A 21191-nucleotide genomic window follows, 5' to 3' on the forward strand; every position below is an offset into this window, starting at 1 on the left:
CCGGCCGCCGGTTTCGTTCGAAGCAGGCGCAGCCGTGTCTCAGCGGGTCCCGCGCTCCGCCTTGCGCTGCTTGAGCCGGGCCGCCTCCTTGCGAACCTCCGCCTGAGTGGCGCGCTCCCGCTCCAGCCACTCGGGACGCTCCTGCTTCAGCGCCTCGATCTGCTCGGTGGTCAGCGGCTCGGTGATCCCCCCGCGCGCCAGCCCCGAGATGGACACCCCCAGCTTCGCCGCGACCACGGGACGCGGGTGCGGGCCGTTGCGCCGCAGGTCCCGCAGCCACTCGGGCGGGTCGGCCTGCAGCGCGTTCAGCTCGTCCCGCGAGACCATGCCCTCACGGAACTCGGCGGGGGTGGCCTCGAGGTACACACCCAGCTTCTTCGCCGCGGTCGCGGGCTTCATCGTCTGGGTGCTCTGGTGCGACGTCATGGGGTCCAGCGTATCGAGCGTGTGCCCGAGTGCCGGCCACGGCCGGTAACCTGGCCTGGTGACAGGCTCGGAAGTGTCCCCCTCGTTCCGGCTCGTGTACGTCCCCGGCGTGATGCCCGACAAATGGGTGCGCATCTGGAACGAGCGGCTGCCCGGAGTCCCGCTCACCCTCACCCAGGTGCCGCCCGGTGAGGCGGTCGAGCGGCTGCGGGACCGGGACGCGGACGCCGGCCTGGTCCGGATGCCCGTCGACCGGACGGTGTTCAGCGCGATCCCCCTCTACACCGAGCAGACGGTCGTCGTCGTCCCCAGGGACCATCTGGTGACGGCCGTCGACGAGGTGTCCCCGGAGGATTTGGCCGACGACATCGTGCTGCACCCGCTCGACGACGTTCTCGACTGGGACACTCTGCCCGGCAGGCCCGCCCTGGAGCGGCCCGCCACCACCGCCGACGCCGTGGAGCTGGTCGCCGCCGGGATCGGTGTGCTCGTGGTGCCGCTGTCGCTGGCCCGGCTGCACCACCGCAAGGACCTCACCCACCGGCCCCTGACGGACGCCCCCGCGTCCAGCGTGGCGCTGGCCTGGCGGGAGGACGCGCACACCGACCAGGTGGAGGACTTCATCGGCATCGTCCGCGGCCGGACCGTCAACAGCACCCGCGGCCGCAAGCAGCCCGACCGCGCCCCGCAGGAGAAGGAGCGCCGCACCGGCCGGGACCGGGCCGGGAACCGGCGGACGGCGGGCGGTGGCCGCCGGGGAGGCACCGGCGGCGCGGCCAGGAACCCACGGCGGGGCAAGCCCCGCCGCAGGTCCTGACGGGTTCTCGAAGAGGGGACACCTGGGACTGAGCGGCTACTTGACCTCGCCCGACGGCGACGGAGCGGGAGAGGCTGTGTTGAGGTCCTTCAGGTTCTCCGGGATCTCCAGGACCTTCACCGGTGCGCCGGCCGCCGGCGCCGGCGGGGTCACCTGCTCCGCGGGCATCTTGGGCGGGTTGGTCTGCTGGAAGTTGACCTGCTCCTGATTGACCAGGCCGGTCTTCTCCAGGACGGTGATGTGGTCCAGCACCGTGTCGTTGGCCTGGTCGGCCAGCTGCCGGATCAGCGTGTTCCGGGTGGTGGCACGCACCTTGGCGATGACCGGGAAGATCTGGCCGTGCGTCACCCGCATGATGTTCACCGCGACCGAGTCGAACTCCTTGCCGGTGGCGGAGTTCACGGTCTGCACGAACTGCTCCTGCTGCGGGGACGCCTGGTTGGGCAGCGTGATGCCCAGCTCGAGCGAGATCTTGCGGCAGCTCTCGTCCAGCCGGCCGTGCCCGACGACGAGATGCTCGCCCGCCTCCTTCATCTCCTTCGTGGTGCCGCGCTTCATCGCCATCAGGCCCAGGGGGTGCTCCCAGAGGCCCGCAGCCCGCACCTTCACCACGAAGTCACGGTCCGCCTCGGTCAGCGGACCGTAGTTGGTGTTGGCGATGATGCGGTCCTGCTTGGTCGATGTGTTCTGCACGCCCAGCATGGTGGGATAAGCGAGCGCGGCGAGGGTGAGAACCATGGCTCCGCCCACGAACGCGGTTCCTGCCGTGCTGCGCGAGATGCGCATCGTGCCTCCTGGGATAAGAACGGCCCAACAGCAGGAAGTACGCACGGCAGCGGCAAGACAATCAGCGTTCCGGGAAAAATCTTTCGGCCCACCTCCCGGCACCTGCGCCAGTTGACATGCCGTCACTGCGTCCCGGGGCCGTCCTCCCCGCTCAGCGGGCCCACGGACCCGGCATTCCGGGCAAAGAGCCGGCGGCCACGGCGGGGGACGTGCCGAAGATCACATGTGGATCCGTCGCCGGATCACCCGCGATTCCGTCACGCGTCCCGGCCGCGGGTGCCGCGCCCGATCGACTCCACCAGCGGCAGCAGCCGGTGCGGCACCCGCTCGCGCAGCGCCACCTCGGTGCGGGTGCGCACCACGCCGGGCAGGCTGATCAGCTTCTGGATCACGTCCTCCAGATGCCCGTTGTCCCGCGCCACCACCCGGGTCAGCAGATCGCCGCCGCCGGTGATGGAGAACGCCTCGACGATCTCCGGCACCTCCGCCAGCGCGTCGCCGACCTCGTCCAGATGTCCCTGCGTGACCTCGATGTGCACGAAGGCGAGCACCGGATGACCCAGCGCGGCGGGGGAGAGGACCGGCCCGGTGCCGGTGATCACGCCCTCGCGCTCCATGCGGTCCAGGCGGGCCTGCAGCGTGCCGCGCGCCACCCCGAGGATGCGGGCGTACTCCCGCACGCTGGTGCGCGGCTGCTCCAGCAGCAGCCGCAGGATGCGGGTGTCCAGTTCGTCCACGGCCATGGGAGTCCGGCCTCCTCGGTCGGTGTCGGCCGTTGGCACTCCAGCGGCCGCTCTGCGGGCCCTCGTACTGTACCAATGGCACAGTGAGCGGCTGGCGAGTTGAGCCGTTGGTGGCCGAGGTGGTGATATAGAGGGGTCGATGGCGCTGCGGATGTCCGCGGCGCCTTTTTCGTGCCACATTCCGATGGAACTTCCAGGGGGCGGTAGACGGTGCTGAAGAGGGCGTTCATGGCTCCGGACCCGGGTCGCGTGCGGCTGCGCTTCGCGACCCGTGCCGTGCTCGGCATCGGTCTGGCCGTCGTCGTGTGCGGCCTGGCCGGGCACTCGCTCGTGGGAGCCATCACCGGCGGACTGGCCGCCCTGCTCGCCCTGTTCACCGTCACCGACGCCACCGTCCGCGAACAGGCGGTCACCACGGCGCTGCTCCCGGCCGTGGGCCTTCCCGTGCTCGCCCTCGCGGCCGAGCTGCACGACCAGCCGCTCGCCCGGGACCTCGCCTTCCTCACCGTGGTCGGCGCGGGCGTCTACGCCCGCCGCTGGGGCCCGCGCGGGCACAGCCTCGGCGTGTTCGCGTTCATGACGTACTTCGCGGCGCAGTTCCTGGAGGCGACGCCGGGCAGACTGCCCGAGCTGTACACCTCGGTGCTGCTCTCCGTGCTCACCGCCGCGGTGGTGCGCTTCGGGCTGTGGTGCTACGAGCGGCGGATGCCGCCCGCCACCGTGCCGGCGCCGCCGCCCGCCACCGTGCCGGCGCCGCCGGGCGGCACCGGGCTGGCCCGCATCACCACCCGCCAGGCGGTCCAGGCGACCGCCGGAGCGGCCTTCGCCCTCGTCGTCGGCCAGCTGGTCTCCGGCGAGCGCTGGTACTGGGCCGTCGGCGCCACCTGGTGGATCTTCGTCAACACCACCTCGCGCGGCGAGACCCTGGTCCGCGGCTTCCGCCGGTTCATGGGCACGGTCCTCGGCGGCGCGCTCAGCCTGCTGATCGCCGTCCCCGTGCACGGCGACGCGTTGCCGACCGCCGTGATCGTGGCCGCCGCGGTCTTCGGCATCTTCTACACCGCCGCCCTCTCCTACACCTGGATGATGCTCTGGGTGACCGTGCTCGCCGCCATGCTCTACGGCCTCCTGGGCGTGCTGAGCCCGGGCCTGCTGGCGCTGCGCCTGGTGGAGACCGGCGTCGGCGCGCTCGGCGCGGTGCTCGCGGTGGCGTTCGTGCTGCCCGTGACCACGCACAGCGTCACCGACGCCTGGATCCAGCGGGCCCTGCGCTGCGTCCACGCCTGCACGGCCGAGACGGCCGCCCGGCTCGCCGGGACCGAGGGCGCGGACCCCCGGCCGAAGGTCGCCGAGCTGGAGCAGCTGCTGGCCCGGGTCCGGCTCTCCGTCGCCCCGCTGGTGCACCCGCTGAACCCGATGCTCGGCCGCAAGCGGCGGGCCCGCCGGGTGCTGGACCTGCTCGACGACTGCGCCCGCGAGATCCGCGGCCTGGTCGCCGTCGCCGCCGACCCCGAGGCCTCGCACGACGCCCGGCTGGCCGCCGCCTGCTGGCGCGTGGAGGCGGCGGTCGAGGCGCTCACCGAGGGACGCGACGTCGCTCCGGGCACCGCCCCTGCGGCCACCGAACCCGCCCTGGAGCACCTCCACGGCCTGGAGCGTGCCCTCGCCGAGCTCGCCGCGCCCCTGCGCGCCCCGTCCGGCTCGCCGCTGGTCGGCGCCTGATCCGCCGCACCCCGTGCAGCGGCCCGGGCCTGCCCGAGCCGCACCCATCGAGGGTGTCGCCTGATCCGAACTTGGTCCGGACCTGAACTGATCGACTGCTACCGTCGGTCGTCGGGCGGACGCGGCGCGGCCCGGCGCACAGCGGCAGGGGACGAGCGGACAGCGGCAGGGACGAGAGGGGACAGCCGTGACGGACGGCAGGCGACGGGCGTTCATCGGATCCTTCACCGCGGCCGGCGGCCCCGGAATCGTCACCGCGGCGATCTCGCCCGACGACGGCGCGCTGACCGTCCTGGCGTCGCTGAACGGCGTACCGGACCCGTCCTATCTGGCCCTGTCCGCCGACGGCCGCACCCTGTACGCGGTCAGCGAGACGGCCGAGGGCGCCGTCGCCGCGTACCGGGTGGACGGCGACCGGCCCGCACCGCAAGGACCCCCGGTGCCCGTCGACGGGAACGGGCCGACCCACCTCAGCCTGTTCGCCGGGCACGTCCTGACCGCCAACTACGGCTCGGGCAGCGTCACCGCCGTGCCCGTCCTGGCGGACGGCTCGCTCGCCCCGGCGCCGTCCGGGACGCTGCCCCACACCGGCTCCGGACCCCACCCGCAGCGCCAGCAGGGGCCGCACGCCCACCAGGTGCAGCCCGACCCGAGCGGACGCTGGGCCGTGAGCATCGACCTCGGCACGGACTCGGTGCGGGTGTGCACCCTCGACGACGGCGTGCCCGCCGTGCACCGGGAGACCGCCCTGCGCCCCGGCTCGGGCCCGCGCCATCTGGCCTTCCATCCGGACGGCACCCGGGCCTACGTCCTCAACGAGCTCAGCCCCACGCTCCTGGTCTGCGACTGGGACGCCACCGAGGGCCTGCTCAAACCGCTCACCGAGCTGCCGGTGCTGCCCGGCGCCCCGGCCGGGGACGCCTACCCGTCCGGCGTGGCCGTCTCGCCCGACGGCCGCTTCGTGTGGACCGCGACCCGGGGCGCGGACGTCCTGTCCGTGTTCACGGCCGACCGGGACGTGGCGGTCCCGAGGCTGACCGCCACCGTGCCCTGCGGCGGCCACTGGCCCCGCGCGCTCACCGCGCACGGCGGGTTCCTCTACGTCGCCAACGAACGCTCCGGCGACGTGACCTGGTTCGCGACGGATCCGGCCACCGGTGTGCCGCGCCGGCGCGGCGCGATCGAGGTGACGGCGGCGTCCTGCGTGGTGATCGGCTGACCGCCGGCGCCGGCCGACCACGCACACCGGCTGAACTCCGGACACCGAGAGGGGCCCGCTCGTGATGAGCGGGCCCCCTTCTGCTTCGGTGCGGCGCCTGTCCGGCTGCTTCGGTGCGGCGCCTGTCCGGCGGCGGCCGCGTCAGCGGGCCGGCGTCCCCTGCGGCTGCTGCGGGGTGATGCCCAGGGCGGTCGTGTACCTGGCCAGGGCGAGCTTGCCGATCGCCGGGTACGCGCCCAACGGCTCGGAGGCGGAGCACTCCGCCTCCTTCGCGGCCTCGGCGATCAGGCTCTGGTCGATCTCCGGGCCGATCAGGTACGGCGCGAGCGCCAGCTGCTGGGAACCGGCGCCGCGCAGCTGCTCGGCGACGGAGGCGATCGAGCCCTCCTGGTCCAGCGCGGCCGCCATCACCGGCACCGCGAGGCGTGCGGCGAGCAGCATGCCGGTGATCCCGGCCGCCTGCACCGCCTCGTCGCCGCCCACGGACGCCAGGATGATGCCGTCGGCGGCGGTCGCCACCGTGAACAGCCGGGCCCGGTCGGCGCGCGCCAGACCCGCCTCGGAGAGCCGCACGTGCAGCGCCTCGGCGAGCAGCGGGTGCGGGCCGAGCACATCGGTCAGATCGGCGGCGACACGGCTGTCCATCACGGCCTGGCGGACCTGGCGCAGCAGCGCGCTGTCCGGGCCGGCGAGCAGCGGCACGACCACGGCGACGGGGCCGTCCGGCTCCTTCACGTCGTGACCGGCGGCACGCGCCTGCTCGTAGCGGGCGGTGCGCTCCTCTGAGGCCCGCGCGAGGACCGCCTGCAGCGACGGGAACTCCGCGCTCGCGTCGGCCTCGCCGTCGAGGTAGCCGATCCGGGCGTCGAGGCCGGGCAGCTCGGAGCGGGCGATGCTCACGACCTCGTCGGCGAGCGAGCGAATGGCACTACTGGGAGTACCCGGCACGGCGAGGACGAGCGCGGGCGCGCCCTCGGGAGCCACCAGAGGCTCGGGGCGGCGGTGCCGTCCAGGCTGGCGGGGGCGCGGCATTCGTACTGGCAGGCCGGACGCGGGCCCAGTGGGGGTGCTCATGGTGCGGCATGTTAGTGGCTTCTTGGGCTCCCCTGTTCGGGGAGGGTGCAGGTGAGCGGTATCCGTCCGGATATGTCGCTTGCGTTACGTGTCGGTGCGCGGCTCGGGGGTGCTCCGCTCACCCGCCGGGCTCGTCACACACAGCATCGCCGCATCACGGGGAAGAGTGAACGAGCCGGTGGCGAGATCGGTGGCGATCCGCACCGCCCCGTGCAGCGGATCCCCCTCCGCCGGCACCCGCCGCACGCCCGGCACCCGCTTCGCCAGCTCCTCGTCCACCGACGTGACCAGCGGGTCGCCCAGGTTCAGCAGACCTCCGGTGAGCGCGACCAGCGGCTCGGCGGCGTCATTCCGCGGGAGGACGGCCGCGGCCGAGTCCGCGATGTGCCGGGCCGCCGCACGCAGGATGCCCTCGGCGACCGGGTCGTCAGGGGCGCACTCGGCGACCCGCGGCGCGAACGAGGCGAGCACGGCCGGCCGGTCGGTGCGCGGATACAGCCGCCCCGGCAGCCCCGCGACGGGACCGAACATCTCCTCGGCACACGCCAGCAGCGGGGCGGAACCGCCCGTACGGCCGTCGTGGGCGCGCAGCGCGGCCTCCAGGCCCGCCCGGCCGATCCATGCGCCGCCGCCGCAGTCGCCGAGCAGATGGCCCCAGCCGTCGGCCCGGCGCCAGCGGGTCAGATCCGTGCCGATCGCGATCAGCCCCGTACCGGCGGCGATCACCGCACCCGGGCGCGGTCCGAGGGCACCCACGTATGCCGTGACCGCGTCGGCGGCCAGCGCGGTCCGCCGCGTGCCCAGCTCCCGGGCGAGCGCACCCGGCAGCTCGGCGCGCAGTTCGTCGCCCAGGCTCGCCAGCCCGGCCGCCCCGACGACCGCCGTCTCCAGCCGTTCAACCCCGGTCTCGGCGGCCAAGGACCGGGCCAGGGGCAGCAGTTGCTCCAGGAGGTGGCCGGCGTCGATCCCCCGGGCGCCGGTGCGCACCGGTTCGCCGGAGGCGGCACGGGCCAGCGGGCCGCGCCCGGCCGTCCCCACGACGACCCGCAGGCCCGAACCCCCGGAGTCGACGGCGAGGAAGCCGGACCCCGGCTCCGCCCCGGTCCCGGTCATGGCAGGCGCCAGTCCACCGGCTGGCCGCCCTGACGGATCAACAGGTCGTTGGCCCTGCTGAACGGGCGGGAGCCGAAGAAGCCCCGGTCGGCCGACATCGGGGACGGGTGCGCGGACTCCACGGCGGGCAGATCGCCCAGCATCGGGCGGCAGTTGCGCGCGTCGCGGCCCCACAGGATCGAGACCAGCGGCTTGCCGCGCGCCGCCAGCGCCCGGATCGCCTGCTCGGTGACCTCCTCCCAGCCCTTGCCGCGGTGCGCGCCCGGCCGGCGCGGGGCGGTGGTGAGCGCCCTGTTGAGCAGCAGCACGCCCTGCTCGGTCCAGGGCGTGAGATCACCCGTGCTCGGCTGGGGCACGCCCAGGTCGGCGGTCAGCTCCCGGAAGATGTTGACCAGGCTGCCGGGCAGCGGCCGCACATCGGGCGCGACGGAGAACGACAGTCCCACCGCATGCCCCGGCGTCGGGTACGGGTCCTGCCCGACGATCAGAACACGTACCTCGTCGAAGGGCTGCTGGAAGGCGCGCAGGACGTGGTGCCCGGCCGGAAGGTAGGTGCGTCCCGCGGCGATCTCCGCGCGCAGGAACTCACCCATCGCGGCGATGCGTCCGGCCACCGGTTCCAGGGCCTTGGCCCATCCCGCTTCGACAATCTCATGCAAGGGTCGTGGTGCCACGGGCGTCACCCTACTGCCGCAACGGCAGGGGCGATCAACCAGTGGCCACGACCGGCTAAGAGACCTCGTTTCATCCGACCACCGCGGCCCGTACGCAGAGCACGTCCGGCAGATGCCCGGCCAACTGCCGCCAGCTGTCGCCGTCGTCGGCCGACGCGTACACCTCGCCGTTGCGGTTGCCGAAGTACACACCGGCCGGGTCCGCGCCGTCGTGACACATGGCGTCGCGCAGCACCGTGCCGTAGTGGTCCTCCTGCGGCAGGCCGGCGCTGAGCGGCTCCCAGCTGCGGCCCGCATCCGCCGTTCTGAACACCCGGCAGCGCCGCCCGGCGGGCACGCGATCGGAGTCGGCCTGGATGGGGAAGACGTATGCGGTGTCGCCGCGATGCGGATGGGCCACCACCGCGAAGCCGAACGTGGACGGCAGCCCCTCGCCGATGTCCGTCCAGTGCGCGCCCGCGTCGTCGCTGCGGTAGACGCCCCAGTGGTTCTGCAGGTACAGCCGGTCCGGGTCCGCCGCGTCCTGTGCCACCTTGTGCACGCACTGGCCGAACTCCGGGTTGGGGTCCGGCAGGAACACCGCCTGCACCCCCGAGTTGGACGGCGCCCAGCTCGCCCCGCCGTCCTGCGTGCGGAAGACGCCGGCCGTCGAGACCGCCACCGTGATGGCCCGCGGGTCGCGTGCCTCGGTGAGCACGGTGTGCAGGCCCTCACCGCCGCCGCCCGGGATCCACTTCGAACGCGTCGGGTGCTCCCACAGCGGGCGCACCAGCTCGAAGGTCTCCCCGCGGTCCTCCGAGCGGTACAGCGCGGCGGGCTCCGTGCCCGCGTAGACCACGTCCGGTTCGGCGGCGGACGGATGCAGCTGCCAGACCCGCTCCAGCGACGCCCCGGTGTCCTTGGGGAACTTCACCGCGGGCCGGGCCGGTTCGGTCCAGGTGCGGCCCAGGTCGTCGGAGTGGAACACGGACGGGCCCCAGTGCGAGCTGTCTCCGCCGGCCAGCAGCCGCGGGGTCGCGCCGCGGGTGTCGATGGCGACCGAGTAGACGGCCTGGGCGTTGAAGTACGGGCTCTCGTCGAACTCCCAGGTGCCTCCCCGCCGGCGCCCGATGAACAGCCCCTTGCGGGTGCCCACGGCTAGCAGAACCTCGGTCATGCCGATCACCTCCGCGACGTCTCCGTCGACGTCTCGTTTCCGGACACGGGCCAGTCTGCACCCCGCCACTGACAGTCACCTCTGGATCAGCCGGGCCCGCTGGTCAGCCGGGTGCGCCGCGCTGCGGGCCGGATGCGGTCGCGCTCACACCGCTCGCGGTGAGCATCCGGCGACGGCCCGACGTATGGGAGGGCGGCTGCGGGAGAACCCCGCGAGCGGTGAGGAGGGGCCGTCTATGGCGAGGGCGGTGCGGGGACCGGGCCGATGGCTGTGGCGCTGGCGGCGCAACCCGCTGAAGCGGCGGTCGGACCGGATCGAGTCCTGGTTCCTGCTCGCCTCCTGGGCCCTGACCCTGCTGATCGCCGTGGCCGCCGGTGCGGTGGTTGCCCGCTCGGTCGGTCAGGAGCTGGCCCGGGAACGCGCGGAGTGGCGGCGGGTCGAGGCACATCTGACCGAGAGGGCACCGGGGACACCGCGCGACGACCTGCGGGACAACCGGTCCGACCATGTGTGGGCCACGGCCCGCTGGACGTCCGCCGACGGCGCCCCGCACACGGGTCAGATACGGGTGCCGGCCGGGAGCGCGGCCGGCACCCCGGTCACCGTCTGGACGGACCGCGAGGGCCGGCAGGTGACCCGGCCCACCACCGCCTCCGAGGCCAGGTTCCGGGCATCCCTGGTCGGTGTGACGGCTGCCGTGGGCGCCTCACTGATACCGGTCGCGGCCGCCCGCGCGGTACGCAGACGGCTGGAGGAGCGCCGCCTGGAGGAGTGGGGCGCCGCGTGGGCGAGGCTCGGACCGCAGTGGGGCCGCAGCACCAGCTGAGCCCGTGGCGAGCACGGAGGGGAGACCGACGCTCCCGTCGCGTGCGACCCCAGCTCATCCGGTGAGCCCGAGCCGACCGTGCCTACGCCACAGGCGAGTTGTCTCCTTCCAGAGCCTCCCGGCAGCTGCGCAGCAGCAGCTCGTCCTCGTGCAGGTCGTTGCCGGAGTGGCCGCCCGACGTCGCCCGATGGCGGCGGCGGGTGGACAGTTCCGCCCGGAGCAGGTCGTGCAGGGGCTCGGCCGCCGGGCCCAGCTCCGCCGCCAGCGCCGCGATGGGGACGCGGGTGTACTCGTTCTCCCGCCACGCCGCCCGCAGGACGTCCGCCGCCGCGTCCGGTTCCCCGGTGATGCGCCACAGGGCCTGCGCGGCGGCCGTCCGCTCCCACAGGTCGCCGGAGCGGGTCAGCTCGCGCAGCCCCGGCACGCAGGCCCGGGCCGCCGGTCCCATGCGGCCCAGGGCCTCCGCCGCCGCCCGGGGACCGCCGTGCGTCCCGCCGCCGGTCAACTCCCGCAGAAGAACGGGCAGTACGGCATCCGCATCCCCCTCGACGGCCCAGAGCGCGTCCGCCGCAGCCACCCCGCAGGCGCCGTCCAGCAGCCCGCGCAGCACGGGTGCTGCCTCCCGAGCCGGCCGCCCGAGCGCACCCAGGGTCCGGACGGCCGAGGCGAGCAGCGAGTCCCGCAGACGCAGGTCCGCGGGCAGCCCGGTGGCCAGACGCAGCACCGCGGGCAGCGCCTCGGCGTCGCGGAGGGCCGCCAGCGCCCGCAGCAGGGGCGCGGCGCGCTCGTGCAAATCGGGGGTGCCGAGGGGGAGCTGGGCGAGCCGCTCGCGCAGCGCCGGGGCGAGCGGCGCGGCCACCGGGCCCAGATGGGGGATCTGGTAGCCGAGGTCGTCCGGTACCACCCCTCCGGCCAGCACCTCGGCCAGCACCGGCACGGCGCGCGGATCCCCGGTGCGAGCCAGCGCCTTGACCGCCTCGCCCAGGGTCGGGGCCCCGCTGCCCCATCTTCGTATGCGCACCTCCGGGCGGCCGGTCACCAGCTCGTGCAGCGCGTCGGCGGCCGGTGCGGCGAGCTCGTGCAGTTCGGCGAGGACGAACAGCGCGGCGTCGCGCAGCCGGTCGTCCTCGCCGGCGAGCTGGGCGCCGATCAGGGCGATCGGTTCCGAGTAGTCGGCACGCCAGGTGCGGAAGAGGCCCGGCGCCATCCACACCGCGTGGCACCGGTCCACCGGGTCGGGGCAGGACAGCTGGCCCGTCAGCAGCGCCGTGCGGTCGGCGATCCGGTCGTCGAGGGCCGTGTGCAGGGTGCGCAGCAGCTGGGATCCCTCCTCGTCCGAGGGGCGCAGCCGCCGCAGCCGGCCGACGAGCGTGTCGGTGTCGGGGCCGTCCGGTTCGTCGGGGAGGACGGGGCGCAGCCGGGCCCGCTCCCGGAGCAGCCGCAGCACGGTCGGCACCAGCTCCGCCGGCAGCCGCTCCGGCGCGCACCCCGCCAGCTGGCCGAGCGCCGCCAGCCGCAGCCCCGGGCCGTGCGGCGGGGCGCTGTGCGCCGCCAGCAGCTCCACCGCCGCTCCGGCGTGCGCGGGGTGCCGCCGGGCGAACCGGCCGAGGCCCTCGATCAGCGCGAGCAGCACCCTCTCGTCCCGCTCGTCGGCGAGCCGCATCCGCAACAGGCTCAGCACCCGTCCCGGTTGCTCCAGGAACCGGACGGCCGCGCCCGCCGCCGCACGGCGCACCGCGGGGTCCGGGTCCGCCGTGAGCCCTGCGAACACCTCCGCCTTCGCGCGGACGGCCGCCCGCGCCCTGACGCGCAGCCGGTCCGGTTCGACACCGTCCGTTGCGTCACCGCCCGTTGCGTAGTCGTCCGTTGGGCCGTCGTCCGGACCGCCGTCGCCGGCCGGCTCCTCCCCGCCGATGCTCACCAGCAGGTCCACGATGCCCGCCCGGTCCGGCACCTCTTCGCGGACGGCGAGCGCGAAGAGGAACGGGACGCAGGCCAGCGTCGAGTCGTACACGTTTCCCTGGTGGTGCACGGCGCCGTACATGCCGTCGAGCGCGGTCTCCCGCTCGGCGGCGTCCGCGGAGGCGAGCCCCTCGAGGAGGAGAGGCACGTCCTCCGCGCTCCCGTACGCATGCCGCATCGAGGCCCAGTCGACCTCGTCGATCCCCGTGAACACGTTGTCCTCCCCAGGCGAAGTGCCAACTGTTCGCGAGTCTGCACCACGACACTGACAACGATGCGCACCCGAGAGGTGACTGTGCGCAAACCTTGCGGCGGGTGGCTTGATGCGGAGTCAGTTCTCGTCCGGCAGCGCACGCTCCAGGATCGTGTCGAGGCCGGCCGCCGAGGGGAGCGTGCCGAAGGCGTGCCCCCAGTCGCCGCCCAGCCGGGTCGCGCAGAACGCGTCGGCGACGGCGGGCGGGGCGTGCCGGACCAGCAGGGAGCCCTGCAGGGTCAGCGCCATCTGCTCCACCAGTCGGCGGGCCGTCACCTGGGAGGCGTCGCCGAGCTGCTGCTTCAGCCGGGCCACCGCCGCATCGAGCCGGGCGTCCGCGCCCTTTGCCAGGGCGAGTTCGTCGAACAGGGCCTGGGCGGTGGCCGGATCCTTGCCGAGGGCGCGCAGCACGTCCAGCGCGTTCACATTGCCCGAGCCCTCCCAGATCGACAGCAGCGGAGCTTCGCGGTAGTGCCGGGGCATCCCGGAGTCCTCGACATAGCCGTTGCCGCCCAGGCACTCCAGCGCCTCGGCGGTGAACGCCGGGCCCCGCTTGGTCACCCAGTACTTGCCGACGGCGGTGGCGATCCGCCGGAACGCCCGCTCCTTCTCGTCCCCGCGCACCGCACGGTCGGCGGCACCGGCCAGCCGCAGCGTGAGCGTCGTGGCCGCCTCCGACTCCAGCGCCAGATCGGCCAGGACGTTGCGCATCAGCGGCTGGTCCACCAGGCGGGCCCCGAAGGCGCTGCGGTGCCGGGCGTGGTGCCCCGCCTCGACGAGCGTCTTGCGCATCAGCGCCGCCGACATCATCACGCAGTCCAGGCGGGTGCAGTTGACCATCTCGATGATCGTCTTCACCCCCTGGCCCTCCGGTCCGACCAGCCAGGCGACGGTGCCGTCGAACTCGGGCTCGGAGGAGGCGTTGGAGCGGTTGCCCAGCTTGTCCTTCAGCCGCTGGATGCGGAAGGTGTTGCGGGTGCCGTCCGGCAGCACGCGCGGCACGAAGAAGCAGGACAGCCCGCCCGGCGCCTGCGCCAGCACCAGGAACACATCGCACATCGGCGCCGAGGTGAACCACTTGTGGCCGCGCAGCGTGTACACGCCCTCTTCCGCGGTGGGCGTGGCCACGGTGGTGTTGGTGCGGACGTCCGAGCCGCCCTGCTTCTCGGTCATCCCCATGCCGGCCAGCAGGCCGCGCTTCTCGGTGGGCACCCGCAGGCCCGGCTCGTACTCCCGGCTGGTCAGCAGCGGTTCGTACACCTTCGCCAGCTTCGGCTGCCGGCGCAGCGCGGGCACCGCCGCGTACGTCATGGAGGTCGGGCAGCCGTGCCCCGCGTCGGTGTGCCCCCACACCAGCCCGCCCGCGGTGCGCACCACATGGGCGCCGGGCCGCTCGTCCGCCCAGGGCGCCCCGGCCAGCCCCTCGGCCACGGCGGTGCGCATCAGGTGGTGCCAGCTCGGGTGGAACTCCACCTCGTCGATGCGATGCCCGAACCGGTCGTGGGTGCGCAGTTCCGGCTCGTGGCGGTTGGCCTGATCGCTCCACTCCTGCACCTGCTCGCTGCCCGCGACCCGGCCGAGCCGGCGCAGCTCCTCCTCGGCCCAGCCGGCGCCCTCGCGGCGCAGCCCCTCCAGCAGGGCGGCGTCGTCGGAGGCGTCGTAGGGGGCCAGCGGGCCCGCCTGATTGGTGACCTCGTGCGTGGCGTACCCGCCGTGTCCGCCGCCCGGTGCGCCCGGCTCCGGGCGCTGCTCTTCCGCGAAAGTCATGACCATGGGGCGAGTGTTGCACTCCTCCTGCAGCCGCAGCAATAGTGCAACACGCCAGGCCGTCGTACAGTACGGACCCATGCCGATCAACGACCCCGCGCGCTCCGGCGAGCCCCGCCTGCGGCCCCTGTCCGCGCGGTCGATCGTGCTGAGCCTGCTGCTCGGCACCCACCCGCCGGAGCTGCCCGCGCGGGATCTGGCGCGCCTGATGGCGGGCTTCGGCGTCGGCGGCTCCACCCTGCGCGCCGCGCTCAGCCGGATGGTGGCCGCCGGGGACCTGCGGCGCACGGAGGCCGGCTACCGGCTCAGCGACCGGCTGCTGGACCGCCAGCGCCGCCAGGACGAGGCCGTGCGGCCGCGTACCCGCCCCTGGGACGGCGACTGGGAGATGGTCGTGGTCACCGCGACCGGCCGCGGCCCCGCCGAGCGCGCCGAGCTGCGCTCGCGACTCGCGGCCCTGCGTCTCGCGGAACTGCGCGAGGGCGTCTGGCTGCGCCCCGCCAACCTCGACCGCCCGCTGCCCGCCGCGCTCGGCGCCGTCGCCCAGCACTACACCGCCCGTCCCGAGCAGCCCGCCCGCGACCTCGCCGCGAGCCTGTGGCCGCTTCAGGCCTGGTCCGCCGACGCCCGTGCGCTGCTCGCGCACATCGAGCGCCTGGACCGCCCCGCCGAGCGGCTCACCGCCTTCGCGGCCGTGGTCCGCCACCTCCTCGCCGACCCCGTCCTGCCGCCCGCCCTGCTGCCCGCCCACTGGCCGGGCGAGGCGCTGCGGGCCGCCTACACCGACTACCAGCAGGAGCTGGCGGGCCAGGTACACGCCCACGTGACGGGCGGCTCGGCCTGACCCGCGGAGACCGTGAGCGCGCGCCCGGACGGCGCCCGGGTCGTGGCTTTGCTGCGTGACGGGTCCTGTCGCGAGACGGGCGCCGAGGCTTGACCGGTCCGGGTTACGCCACGGGCACCGGCGTTTGACCGCGCGGCCAGAAGGGCCCTGCTGCCGGACGGGCACACGCGCCCGGACGGCGCCCGGGTCGTGGCTTTGCTGCGTGACGGGTCCTGTCGCGAGACGGGCGCCGAGGCTTGACCGGTCCGGTTACGCCACGGGCACCGGCGTTTGACCGCGCGATCAGAAGGGCCCTGCTGCCAGACAGGCGCCGAGCCGTGGCCGGGCCTGCTGTCCCGTCCCGCTACGCCCCGGCCGTCCGCGCCGCCGCGAGCAGGGACTCCCAGTCGGGGAGTTTGACCACGCTCCGGCCCAGGGAGGCGCCCAGGTCCGCCTCGGCGCGTTCGATGGCGCACCAGCCCGCCCAGCCGACGGGCTCGACGCCCTCGGCCCGCAGGTGGGGAAGCGGATCAGAGGGCACTTCCCGCTGCTCCAGCTCGGCGGCGTCCGCGAGCAGGGAGGCCACCGTCTCCTTCGCGCACGGCCGGTTGGTACCGATGACGCCCGTCGGGCCCCGTTTGATCCAGCCCGACACGTACTCGCCGGATGCCGCCGCCTCCCCGCGCAGCACCCGGCCGGCCCGGTGCGGCACGGTGCCGGTCGTGGCGTCGAACGGCAGCCCCTCCAGCGGCACTCCGCGATACCCGACCGAGCGCAGCACCAGCTGCGCCTCGATCTCCTCGAACCGCCCCGTGCCCCGCACGCCCCCTCCGCCGTCCCCGTCCGGCGCCGTCCGTTCGAAGCGCACCGCGCCCACCCGCCCGTTCCGCTCGAGCAGTTCGACCGGCCGGAGGTAGAAGCGCAGCCGGATCCGCCGCCGGGCCTCCGGCGCGGGAGGTGCGTCGGCCCAGCCGCGCAGCACCTCCACATTGCGCCGCTGGGCGTTCGGCAGCCCGGAGGGGTCCAGGAACGCGGGATCCGTCCCGGCCTCCCGCCGGTCCACCAGCACCGCGGTGCCCGGCAGCGTGCCCAGCTCGCGCAGCTCCTTGGTGGTGAACCGGGCCTGGGACGGGCCCCGCCGGCCCACCATGTGGATGTCGGTCACCCGGCTCTTGGCGAGCGACGTCAGCGCGGCCTGCGGCATGTCCGTGGGGGCCAGCTCGGTGACGCCGCGGGCCAGCATCCGGGTGACGTCCACCGCCACATTGCCCACGCCGATCACCACGGCGGACCGCACCCCCTGCACGAACCCGTCGTCCGCGGCGTCCGGATGCGCGCTGTACCAGGAGACGAACTCGGTGGCAGACCAGCTGCCCGGAAGGTCCTCACCGGGGATGCCCAGGTGCCGGTCGGTGGCGGCGCCCACGCAGTACACCACCGCGTGGTACAGCTCCCTCAGCCGGGCGGCCGGCACCCCGCCGGGCCCCACCGCGACTCCGCCGAGGAAGCGCACCCGCTCGTGCTCCAGCACCGAGCGCAGGTTGTTCTGCAGGGACTTGATCTTCTCGTGGTCCGGTGCCACGCCGTAGCGGACCAGGCCGTAGGGGCACGGCAGCCGGTCCAGCACGTCGACCCGCACCTCGGGATCCTGCTGGACGAGGCTCTGGGCGGTGTAGCAACCGCTCGGGCCGGAACCTACGACGGCGACACGCAGCACGGCCGCGCTCCTCACCCTTGAGGGGATCTTCAGGAGATCGCTCCAGCTTCAGGAGATCGCTCCAGCGCATCCGGCGCTGACGCCTCCAGCATCGCACCGACAGCGTTGTGCTGACAGGGTGCCGTGCGCCGTCCGGGAAGCGTGTTCGTTCGCCTGCGCGTGGCCGGGCGGTTACGTTGCGTGTGTGTCCGAGGTGTCTGCTCTTCGACTTGCCGATCGCTCTCCGGGTGAGGGCACGGTGTCCGTGCGCCCCGCCTGGGAGGTGCGGGAGGGAAGCCGCGCGACACGGTGGCTGCAGATCCGGCTCGCCTTCGCCGACGGGGCCGGCGTGGACGCCCTCGCCGTGGTCAGCGAGGGGGACGTCCGGGTGGAGGAGGTACGGGCCCGGCCCGGACTGTCCCTGGAGGATCTGGCGGAGCTCTCCCACTGGATCGAGGCGCCCCTGGCCCGCGCCTGCGGGGCGGGGCCGGGAGCCGGCACCGGGGCGCACCGGGGCCGCCGGATCAGGCCCACCGGCCCCGAGGGCAGACACCTGGTGGCACGCGAGTACCGCGCCGCCCAGCTGGCCGGGGCCGATCCGGTGCTGGCCGTGATGGGCGCCACCGGGTGCAGCCGCCGCGGAGCCCTCCGCCTGATCGGCCGCGCCCGGGACGCGGGCCTGCTGACTCCCCGTCACGCCCGGCGCCGCACCGCCGACCCGGGCCGCTGACGCCGCGTCACTTCTTCATCGCTTCTTCATCACTTCTTCCTCGCGCCCCGGGCCAGGTCGCGCATGCGGTTGATCTCGGCCGTCTGCTGGGCGATCACATCGTCGGCCATCTCCTCGACCTGGATGTTGTTGCCCTGGCCCTTCACCTCCGACGCCATGGTGACCGCCCCCTCGTGATGGGTGATCATCAGTGTGAGGAAGAGCTGGTCGAACGCCTTGCCCTCGGCCGCGCGCAGCTTCTTCAGCTGGGCCTCGGTCGCCATGCCGGGCATCGTCGCGTGGTGGTGCCCGCCCCTGTCGTCCTTCTCCGGCTTGCCGTGCGTCTTCAGCCAGCCCTTCATCGCCTTGATCTCGGGCTGCTGCGCCGCGGCGATGCGCCCCGCCAGCTTCACGATTCCCGGTGACTCGGCGCGGTCCGCGACGAGTTCGGTCATCTCCAGCGCCTGCGCGTGGTGCTCGATCATCATGCGGACGTACGACACGTCCGCGGAGTTGGGGGAGTCGTCCTCGGCGCGCTGCTTGCCGGCCTCCTCGGCCGACAGGGTCCGGTTCGGTTCACCGGGCTCGCCCGGCACGATGACCGAAGGTCCGCTCGCCGCCGCCCGGCCGGCGTCGCCGGAGCCCGACTCGCAGGCGGAGAGCCCGAGTACGGCGAGGGCGGTCAGTCCGGCCGCGACGACAGACCCGCGTGGCACACGGCGACAGAGCACAAGAACCTCCTGTGGCTGGGACACCGCCTGCGTGCCGGAGGCCGCTCCGGCGCCGCCACGTGTGTCGCTGTTCGGCGAACTGCGTTCCAAGCCTGCCCTCTGTTGGTATGTACATGCTCAATGGATACTGCCCCTGCGCAACCCGTTCCGGGTTGAACCAAGCAGGGAGGAAGACAGTGATCCTGTTCGGCAAATCCCGATCCCGGCGCAGACGCCTGCACGTCGCAGTGGCGGCCGGTGCGCTGCTGGCCGGACTGCTGGCGGCGGGCCCGGCCGCGGCGATCCCCGACCCCGGTGACGCCCCGGCCCCCTCGAAGGAGGTCTCGCGCAGCGACCAGGCCGAGGCCCGCAGGGCCATCCAGAACGGTGACATCCCCGGCCAGGACGAGATCGTCCACTCGGACAACATCCGCCACCTGGCCAACGTCCCCAAGGACCTTCTCCCCGGCACCAATTCGGACCTCGCGTTCCAGGGCCGCTACGCCTTCGCGGGCAACTACGACGGCTTCCGCATCTTCGACATCAGCGACCCGAGCAAGCCGAAGACGGTGGCGCAGGTGCTGTGCCCCGGCTCGCAGAACGACATCTCGGTCTCCGGGAACCTGCTCTTCCTTTCCACCGACTCCTCGCGCAGCGACAGCAGTTGCAACAGCACCACCCAGCCGGCGACCGAGAAGTCCTCCTGGGAGGGAATGAAGGTCTTCGACATCAGCGACAAGCGCAACCCGCGCTATGTGGCCGCCGTCGAGACCGCCTGCGGCTCGCACACCCACACCCTGGTGCCCGAGCGCAGGAACGTCTACATCTACGTCTCCTCGTACTCCCCGAACGCCGCCTACCCGGACTGCCGGCCACCGCACGACGGCATCTCCGTGATCAAGGTTCCGCGGCACGCCCCGCACAAGGCCGCGGTCGTCGCCTTCCCGGTGCTGTTCCCCGGTGAGGGCCCGGACGGCGGCGGCAACCCCGGCGCCCCCACCAACCCGGGCGTCTCCAAGACCACCGGCTGCCACGACATCACCGTGCTGCCGTCGAAGGACCTGGCCGCCGGCGCCTGCATGGGTGACGGCATCCTGTTCTCCATCAAGAACCCCGAGCGCCCGAAGGTGATCGACCGCGTCCAGGACAACGTCAACTTCGCGTTCTGGCACTCGGCGACCTTCAACCAGCGCGCGAACAAGGTCGTGTTCACCGACGAGCTGGGCGGTGGCAGCGGCGCCACCTGCAACGCGGAGATCGGCCCGAACCGCGGCGCGGACGGCATCTACGACATCGCCGGCAAGGGCGACAAGCGCAAGCTGGTCTTCCGCAGCTACTTCAAGATCCCGCGCCACCAGGCCGACACCGAGAACTGCGTCGCCCACAACGGCTCGCTGATCCCGGTCCGCGGCAGGGACCTGATGGTCCAGGCCTGGTACCAGGGCGGCATCTCCGTCTGGGACTTCACCAACTCGGCCAAGCCCAAGGAGATCGCCTACTTCGAGCGCGGCCCGCTGACCACCGACCGGCTCGTCACCGCCGGTTCCTGGTCGGCGTACTACTACAACGGCCACATCTACTCGAACGACATGGCCAAGGGCCTGGACGTCCTGAAGATCGACGACCGGCGCACGGACCCGGCGCGACGGATCCATCTGCGCGAGCTCAACGTGCAGACCCAGCCGGACTACTTCGACTGAGCGTCGGCCTCCGGCTCCGCCCCGGGTGCCTCAGGTGCCTCAGGTGCCGGTCCGGGCTTCCGCCGGGGCCTCGGCCCCGCACCGGACCGCGTACCAGGGACCGGCTCCGTGGAGAAGAACCGCGACAGATCGGCCCGCTGCCGCGGGCCGGCGTCACCCGTCCCGCCGGGCACCTCGGTGTCCGGCGGAACACCCATCTCCCAGTCCAGCCGGTAACGCCGGAACAGCTCCCTGCGCAGCACCGGGATCGGCATCGGCGCCCCCGGCATCACGGCCGCGTACACCGCTCCCATCAGCAGCGCGCGCAGCATCGGGTAGTCGTTGTCCACGTCCGAGGAGCCGTGCCGGGCGACCGTGTCGCTCAGCAGCTCCGCGAGCCGCCGCTGCTCCGGGCACGGAACGAAGCCCTCGGCCTGCAGCAGCCCCGCCATGTGCTGGCGCATCAGCACGGGCCGGTCCCGGGCGAGGCCCAGGATCGCGTCGATCGCCCGCGCCATGCGCTCCCGGCCGTCCTCGGTGCGCGGCTCGCGCTCCAGCTCCTCCTCCAGCGTGCGGTGCATCAGCCGGTGCACGGCCGACTGCACCAGCTGGCGCTTGCCCGGGAAGTAGTACGAGACCAGGCCCCGCGCGGATCCCGCACGGTCGGCGATGTCGCCGAGGGTCGTCGCCTCGTAGCCGCGCTCGCTGACCAGCTCCACGGCGGCCTGCAGGAGCCGCTCCTTGGAACGCCGCCGCAACTCTTCATTGACCAAGGCGCTGCGCGGGGACATGCTGGACTCCTGCGTTGACTGGCTGCCAGCCAACTATACTCAACGCGTCCGGTCAGGCCCCTGGTGGGCCTGTTTCGGGCTGCCGTCCGTCTCGGGCGACGCGGGGGATCGTCCGAGACGGACGTCACCCGTTCGGTAGCCTGGGGCTACTTCCCTGCCAGAGGCCGGCCAGGAATCGCTGCGGAGGCGAGGGGAGCGCAGCGGCTCGGCGGGCGTCGTCGTGCACTGTGCGCGGGGCACGTCCG

The 21191-nt window shown here is 73.7% G+C and carries 19 protein-coding genes; 7 read left to right on the forward strand and 12 right to left on the reverse strand.

The genetic code is table 11. The annotated features are described in order from the left end of the window. Window positions 1–39: 39 nt before the first annotated feature. Complete coding sequence (locus tag ABD207_RS01920) at window positions 40–426, reverse strand: DUF5997 family protein (RefSeq protein WP_344009493.1); 387 nt, start codon at window positions 424–426, stop codon at window positions 40–42. Window positions 427–484: 58 nt separating this feature from the next. Here ABD207_RS01920 and ABD207_RS01925 point away from each other — a divergent pair, with 58 nt between their 5' ends. Beyond that, window positions 485–1243 (forward strand): LysR family substrate-binding domain-containing protein, encoded by a 759-nt coding sequence (locus tag ABD207_RS01925; protein ID WP_344009495.1) that lies wholly within the window; start codon window positions 485–487, stop codon window positions 1241–1243. A gap of 36 nt (window positions 1244–1279) precedes the next feature. On the opposite strand, the gene ABD207_RS01930 is transcribed toward ABD207_RS01925, so the two are convergent. Together ABD207_RS01930 and ABD207_RS01935 are read right to left on the reverse strand one after the other, a co-directional pair. Next, entirely contained in the window at window positions 1280–2029 is a 750-nt protein-coding gene (locus ABD207_RS01930) for a DUF4142 domain-containing protein (RefSeq protein ID WP_344009497.1), read from the reverse strand. Between the two features lie 257 nt (window positions 2030–2286). Beyond that, entirely contained in the window at window positions 2287–2772 is a 486-nt protein-coding gene (locus tag ABD207_RS01935; RefSeq protein WP_344009499.1) for an Lrp/AsnC family transcriptional regulator, read from the reverse strand. Between the two features lie 210 nt (window positions 2773–2982). On the opposite strand from ABD207_RS01935, the gene ABD207_RS01940 reads away from it, so the two are divergent. Beyond that, the gene (locus ABD207_RS01940) at window positions 2983–4494 is read left to right on the forward strand and encodes an FUSC family protein (protein ID WP_344009501.1); all 1512 of its coding nucleotides are present in this window, start codon (window positions 2983–2985) and stop codon (window positions 4492–4494) included. Between the two features lie 187 nt (window positions 4495–4681). Beyond that, window positions 4682–5713, forward strand: coding sequence for a lactonase family protein (locus tag ABD207_RS01945; protein ID WP_344009503.1), 1032 nt, complete (start codon window positions 4682–4684; stop codon window positions 5711–5713). 141 nt (window positions 5714–5854) lie between these two features. On the opposite strand, the gene ABD207_RS01950 is transcribed toward ABD207_RS01945, so the two are convergent. From ABD207_RS01950 to ABD207_RS01965, 4 genes are all read right to left on the reverse strand, one after another. Continuing rightward, window positions 5855–6787 (reverse strand): sirohydrochlorin chelatase, encoded by a 933-nt coding sequence (locus ABD207_RS01950; RefSeq protein WP_344009505.1) that lies wholly within the window; start codon window positions 6785–6787, stop codon window positions 5855–5857. 84 nt (window positions 6788–6871) lie between these two features. Next, the gene (locus tag ABD207_RS01955) at window positions 6872–7900 is read right to left on the reverse strand and encodes an N-acetylglucosamine kinase (RefSeq protein WP_344009507.1); all 1029 of its coding nucleotides are present in this window, start codon (window positions 7898–7900) and stop codon (window positions 6872–6874) included. Then, window positions 7897–8574 carry a uracil-DNA glycosylase gene (locus ABD207_RS01960; protein ID WP_167997826.1) on the reverse strand — a complete coding sequence of 226 codons (678 nt, stop codon included), beginning with the start codon at window positions 8572–8574 and terminating at the stop codon, window positions 7897–7899. The genes ABD207_RS01955 and ABD207_RS01960 overlap by 4 nt, the downstream gene beginning before the upstream one ends. 70 nt (window positions 8575–8644) lie before the next feature. Continuing rightward, on the reverse strand, window positions 8645–9799 hold the full coding sequence (locus ABD207_RS01965; RefSeq protein WP_344009509.1) for a WD40/YVTN/BNR-like repeat-containing protein: 1155 nt from the start codon (window positions 9797–9799) through the stop codon (window positions 8645–8647). A 166-nt stretch (window positions 9800–9965) separates the two neighbouring features. Between ABD207_RS01965 and ABD207_RS01970 the strand changes: the two genes are divergently transcribed. Further along, window positions 9966–10556, forward strand: a complete 591-nt coding sequence (locus tag ABD207_RS01970) for an Rv1733c family protein (protein WP_344009511.1) — start codon at window positions 9966–9968, stop codon at window positions 10554–10556. Window positions 10557–10638: 82 nt separating this feature from the next. Here ABD207_RS01970 and ABD207_RS01975 read toward each other — a convergent pair whose 3' ends face one another. Both ABD207_RS01975 and ABD207_RS01980 read right to left on the reverse strand, forming a co-directional pair. Continuing rightward, complete coding sequence (locus tag ABD207_RS01975; RefSeq protein WP_344009513.1) at window positions 10639–12732, reverse strand: HEAT repeat domain-containing protein; 2094 nt, start codon at window positions 12730–12732, stop codon at window positions 10639–10641. Between the two features lie 117 nt (window positions 12733–12849). Then, window positions 12850–14544, reverse strand: a complete 1695-nt coding sequence (locus ABD207_RS01980) for a DNA alkylation response protein (RefSeq protein WP_425580607.1) — start codon at window positions 14542–14544, stop codon at window positions 12850–12852. Between the two features lie 73 nt (window positions 14545–14617). Here ABD207_RS01980 and ABD207_RS01985 point away from each other — a divergent pair, with 73 nt between their 5' ends. Next, the gene (locus ABD207_RS01985; RefSeq protein WP_344009515.1) at window positions 14618–15382 is read left to right on the forward strand and encodes a PaaX family transcriptional regulator C-terminal domain-containing protein; all 765 of its coding nucleotides are present in this window, start codon (window positions 14618–14620) and stop codon (window positions 15380–15382) included. A gap of 343 nt (window positions 15383–15725) precedes the next feature. Here the strand turns inward: ABD207_RS01985 and ABD207_RS01990 are convergent, their stop codons facing one another. Next, window positions 15726–17078 (reverse strand): FAD-dependent oxidoreductase, encoded by a 1353-nt coding sequence (locus ABD207_RS01990; protein ID WP_344009517.1) that lies wholly within the window; start codon window positions 17076–17078, stop codon window positions 15726–15728. A 238-nt stretch (window positions 17079–17316) separates the two neighbouring features. On the opposite strand from ABD207_RS01990, the gene ABD207_RS01995 reads away from it, so the two are divergent. After that, entirely contained in the window at window positions 17317–17787 is a 471-nt protein-coding gene (locus ABD207_RS01995) for a DUF6214 family protein (RefSeq protein ID WP_344009519.1), read from the forward strand. A gap of 29 nt (window positions 17788–17816) precedes the next feature. On the opposite strand, the gene ABD207_RS02000 is transcribed toward ABD207_RS01995, so the two are convergent. Continuing rightward, window positions 17817–18497, reverse strand: a complete 681-nt coding sequence (locus tag ABD207_RS02000) for a DUF305 domain-containing protein (protein ID WP_344009521.1) — start codon at window positions 18495–18497, stop codon at window positions 17817–17819. 176 nt (window positions 18498–18673) lie between these two features. On the opposite strand from ABD207_RS02000, the gene ABD207_RS02005 reads away from it, so the two are divergent. Next, the gene (locus ABD207_RS02005; RefSeq protein ID WP_344009523.1) at window positions 18674–20176 is read left to right on the forward strand and encodes an LVIVD repeat-containing protein; all 1503 of its coding nucleotides are present in this window, start codon (window positions 18674–18676) and stop codon (window positions 20174–20176) included. Here the strand turns inward: ABD207_RS02005 and ABD207_RS02010 are convergent. After that, entirely contained in the window at window positions 20164–20946 is a 783-nt protein-coding gene (locus tag ABD207_RS02010; protein ID WP_344009525.1) for a TetR/AcrR family transcriptional regulator, read from the reverse strand. The genes ABD207_RS02005 and ABD207_RS02010 overlap by 13 nt on opposite strands. Window positions 20947–21191 lie beyond the last annotated feature (245 nt).

The organism is Streptomyces thermospinosisporus, assembly GCF_039526425.1.
In the GTDB taxonomy this organism is placed as follows: Bacteria; Actinomycetota; Actinomycetes; order Streptomycetales; family Streptomycetaceae; genus Streptomyces; species Streptomyces thermocarboxydovorans.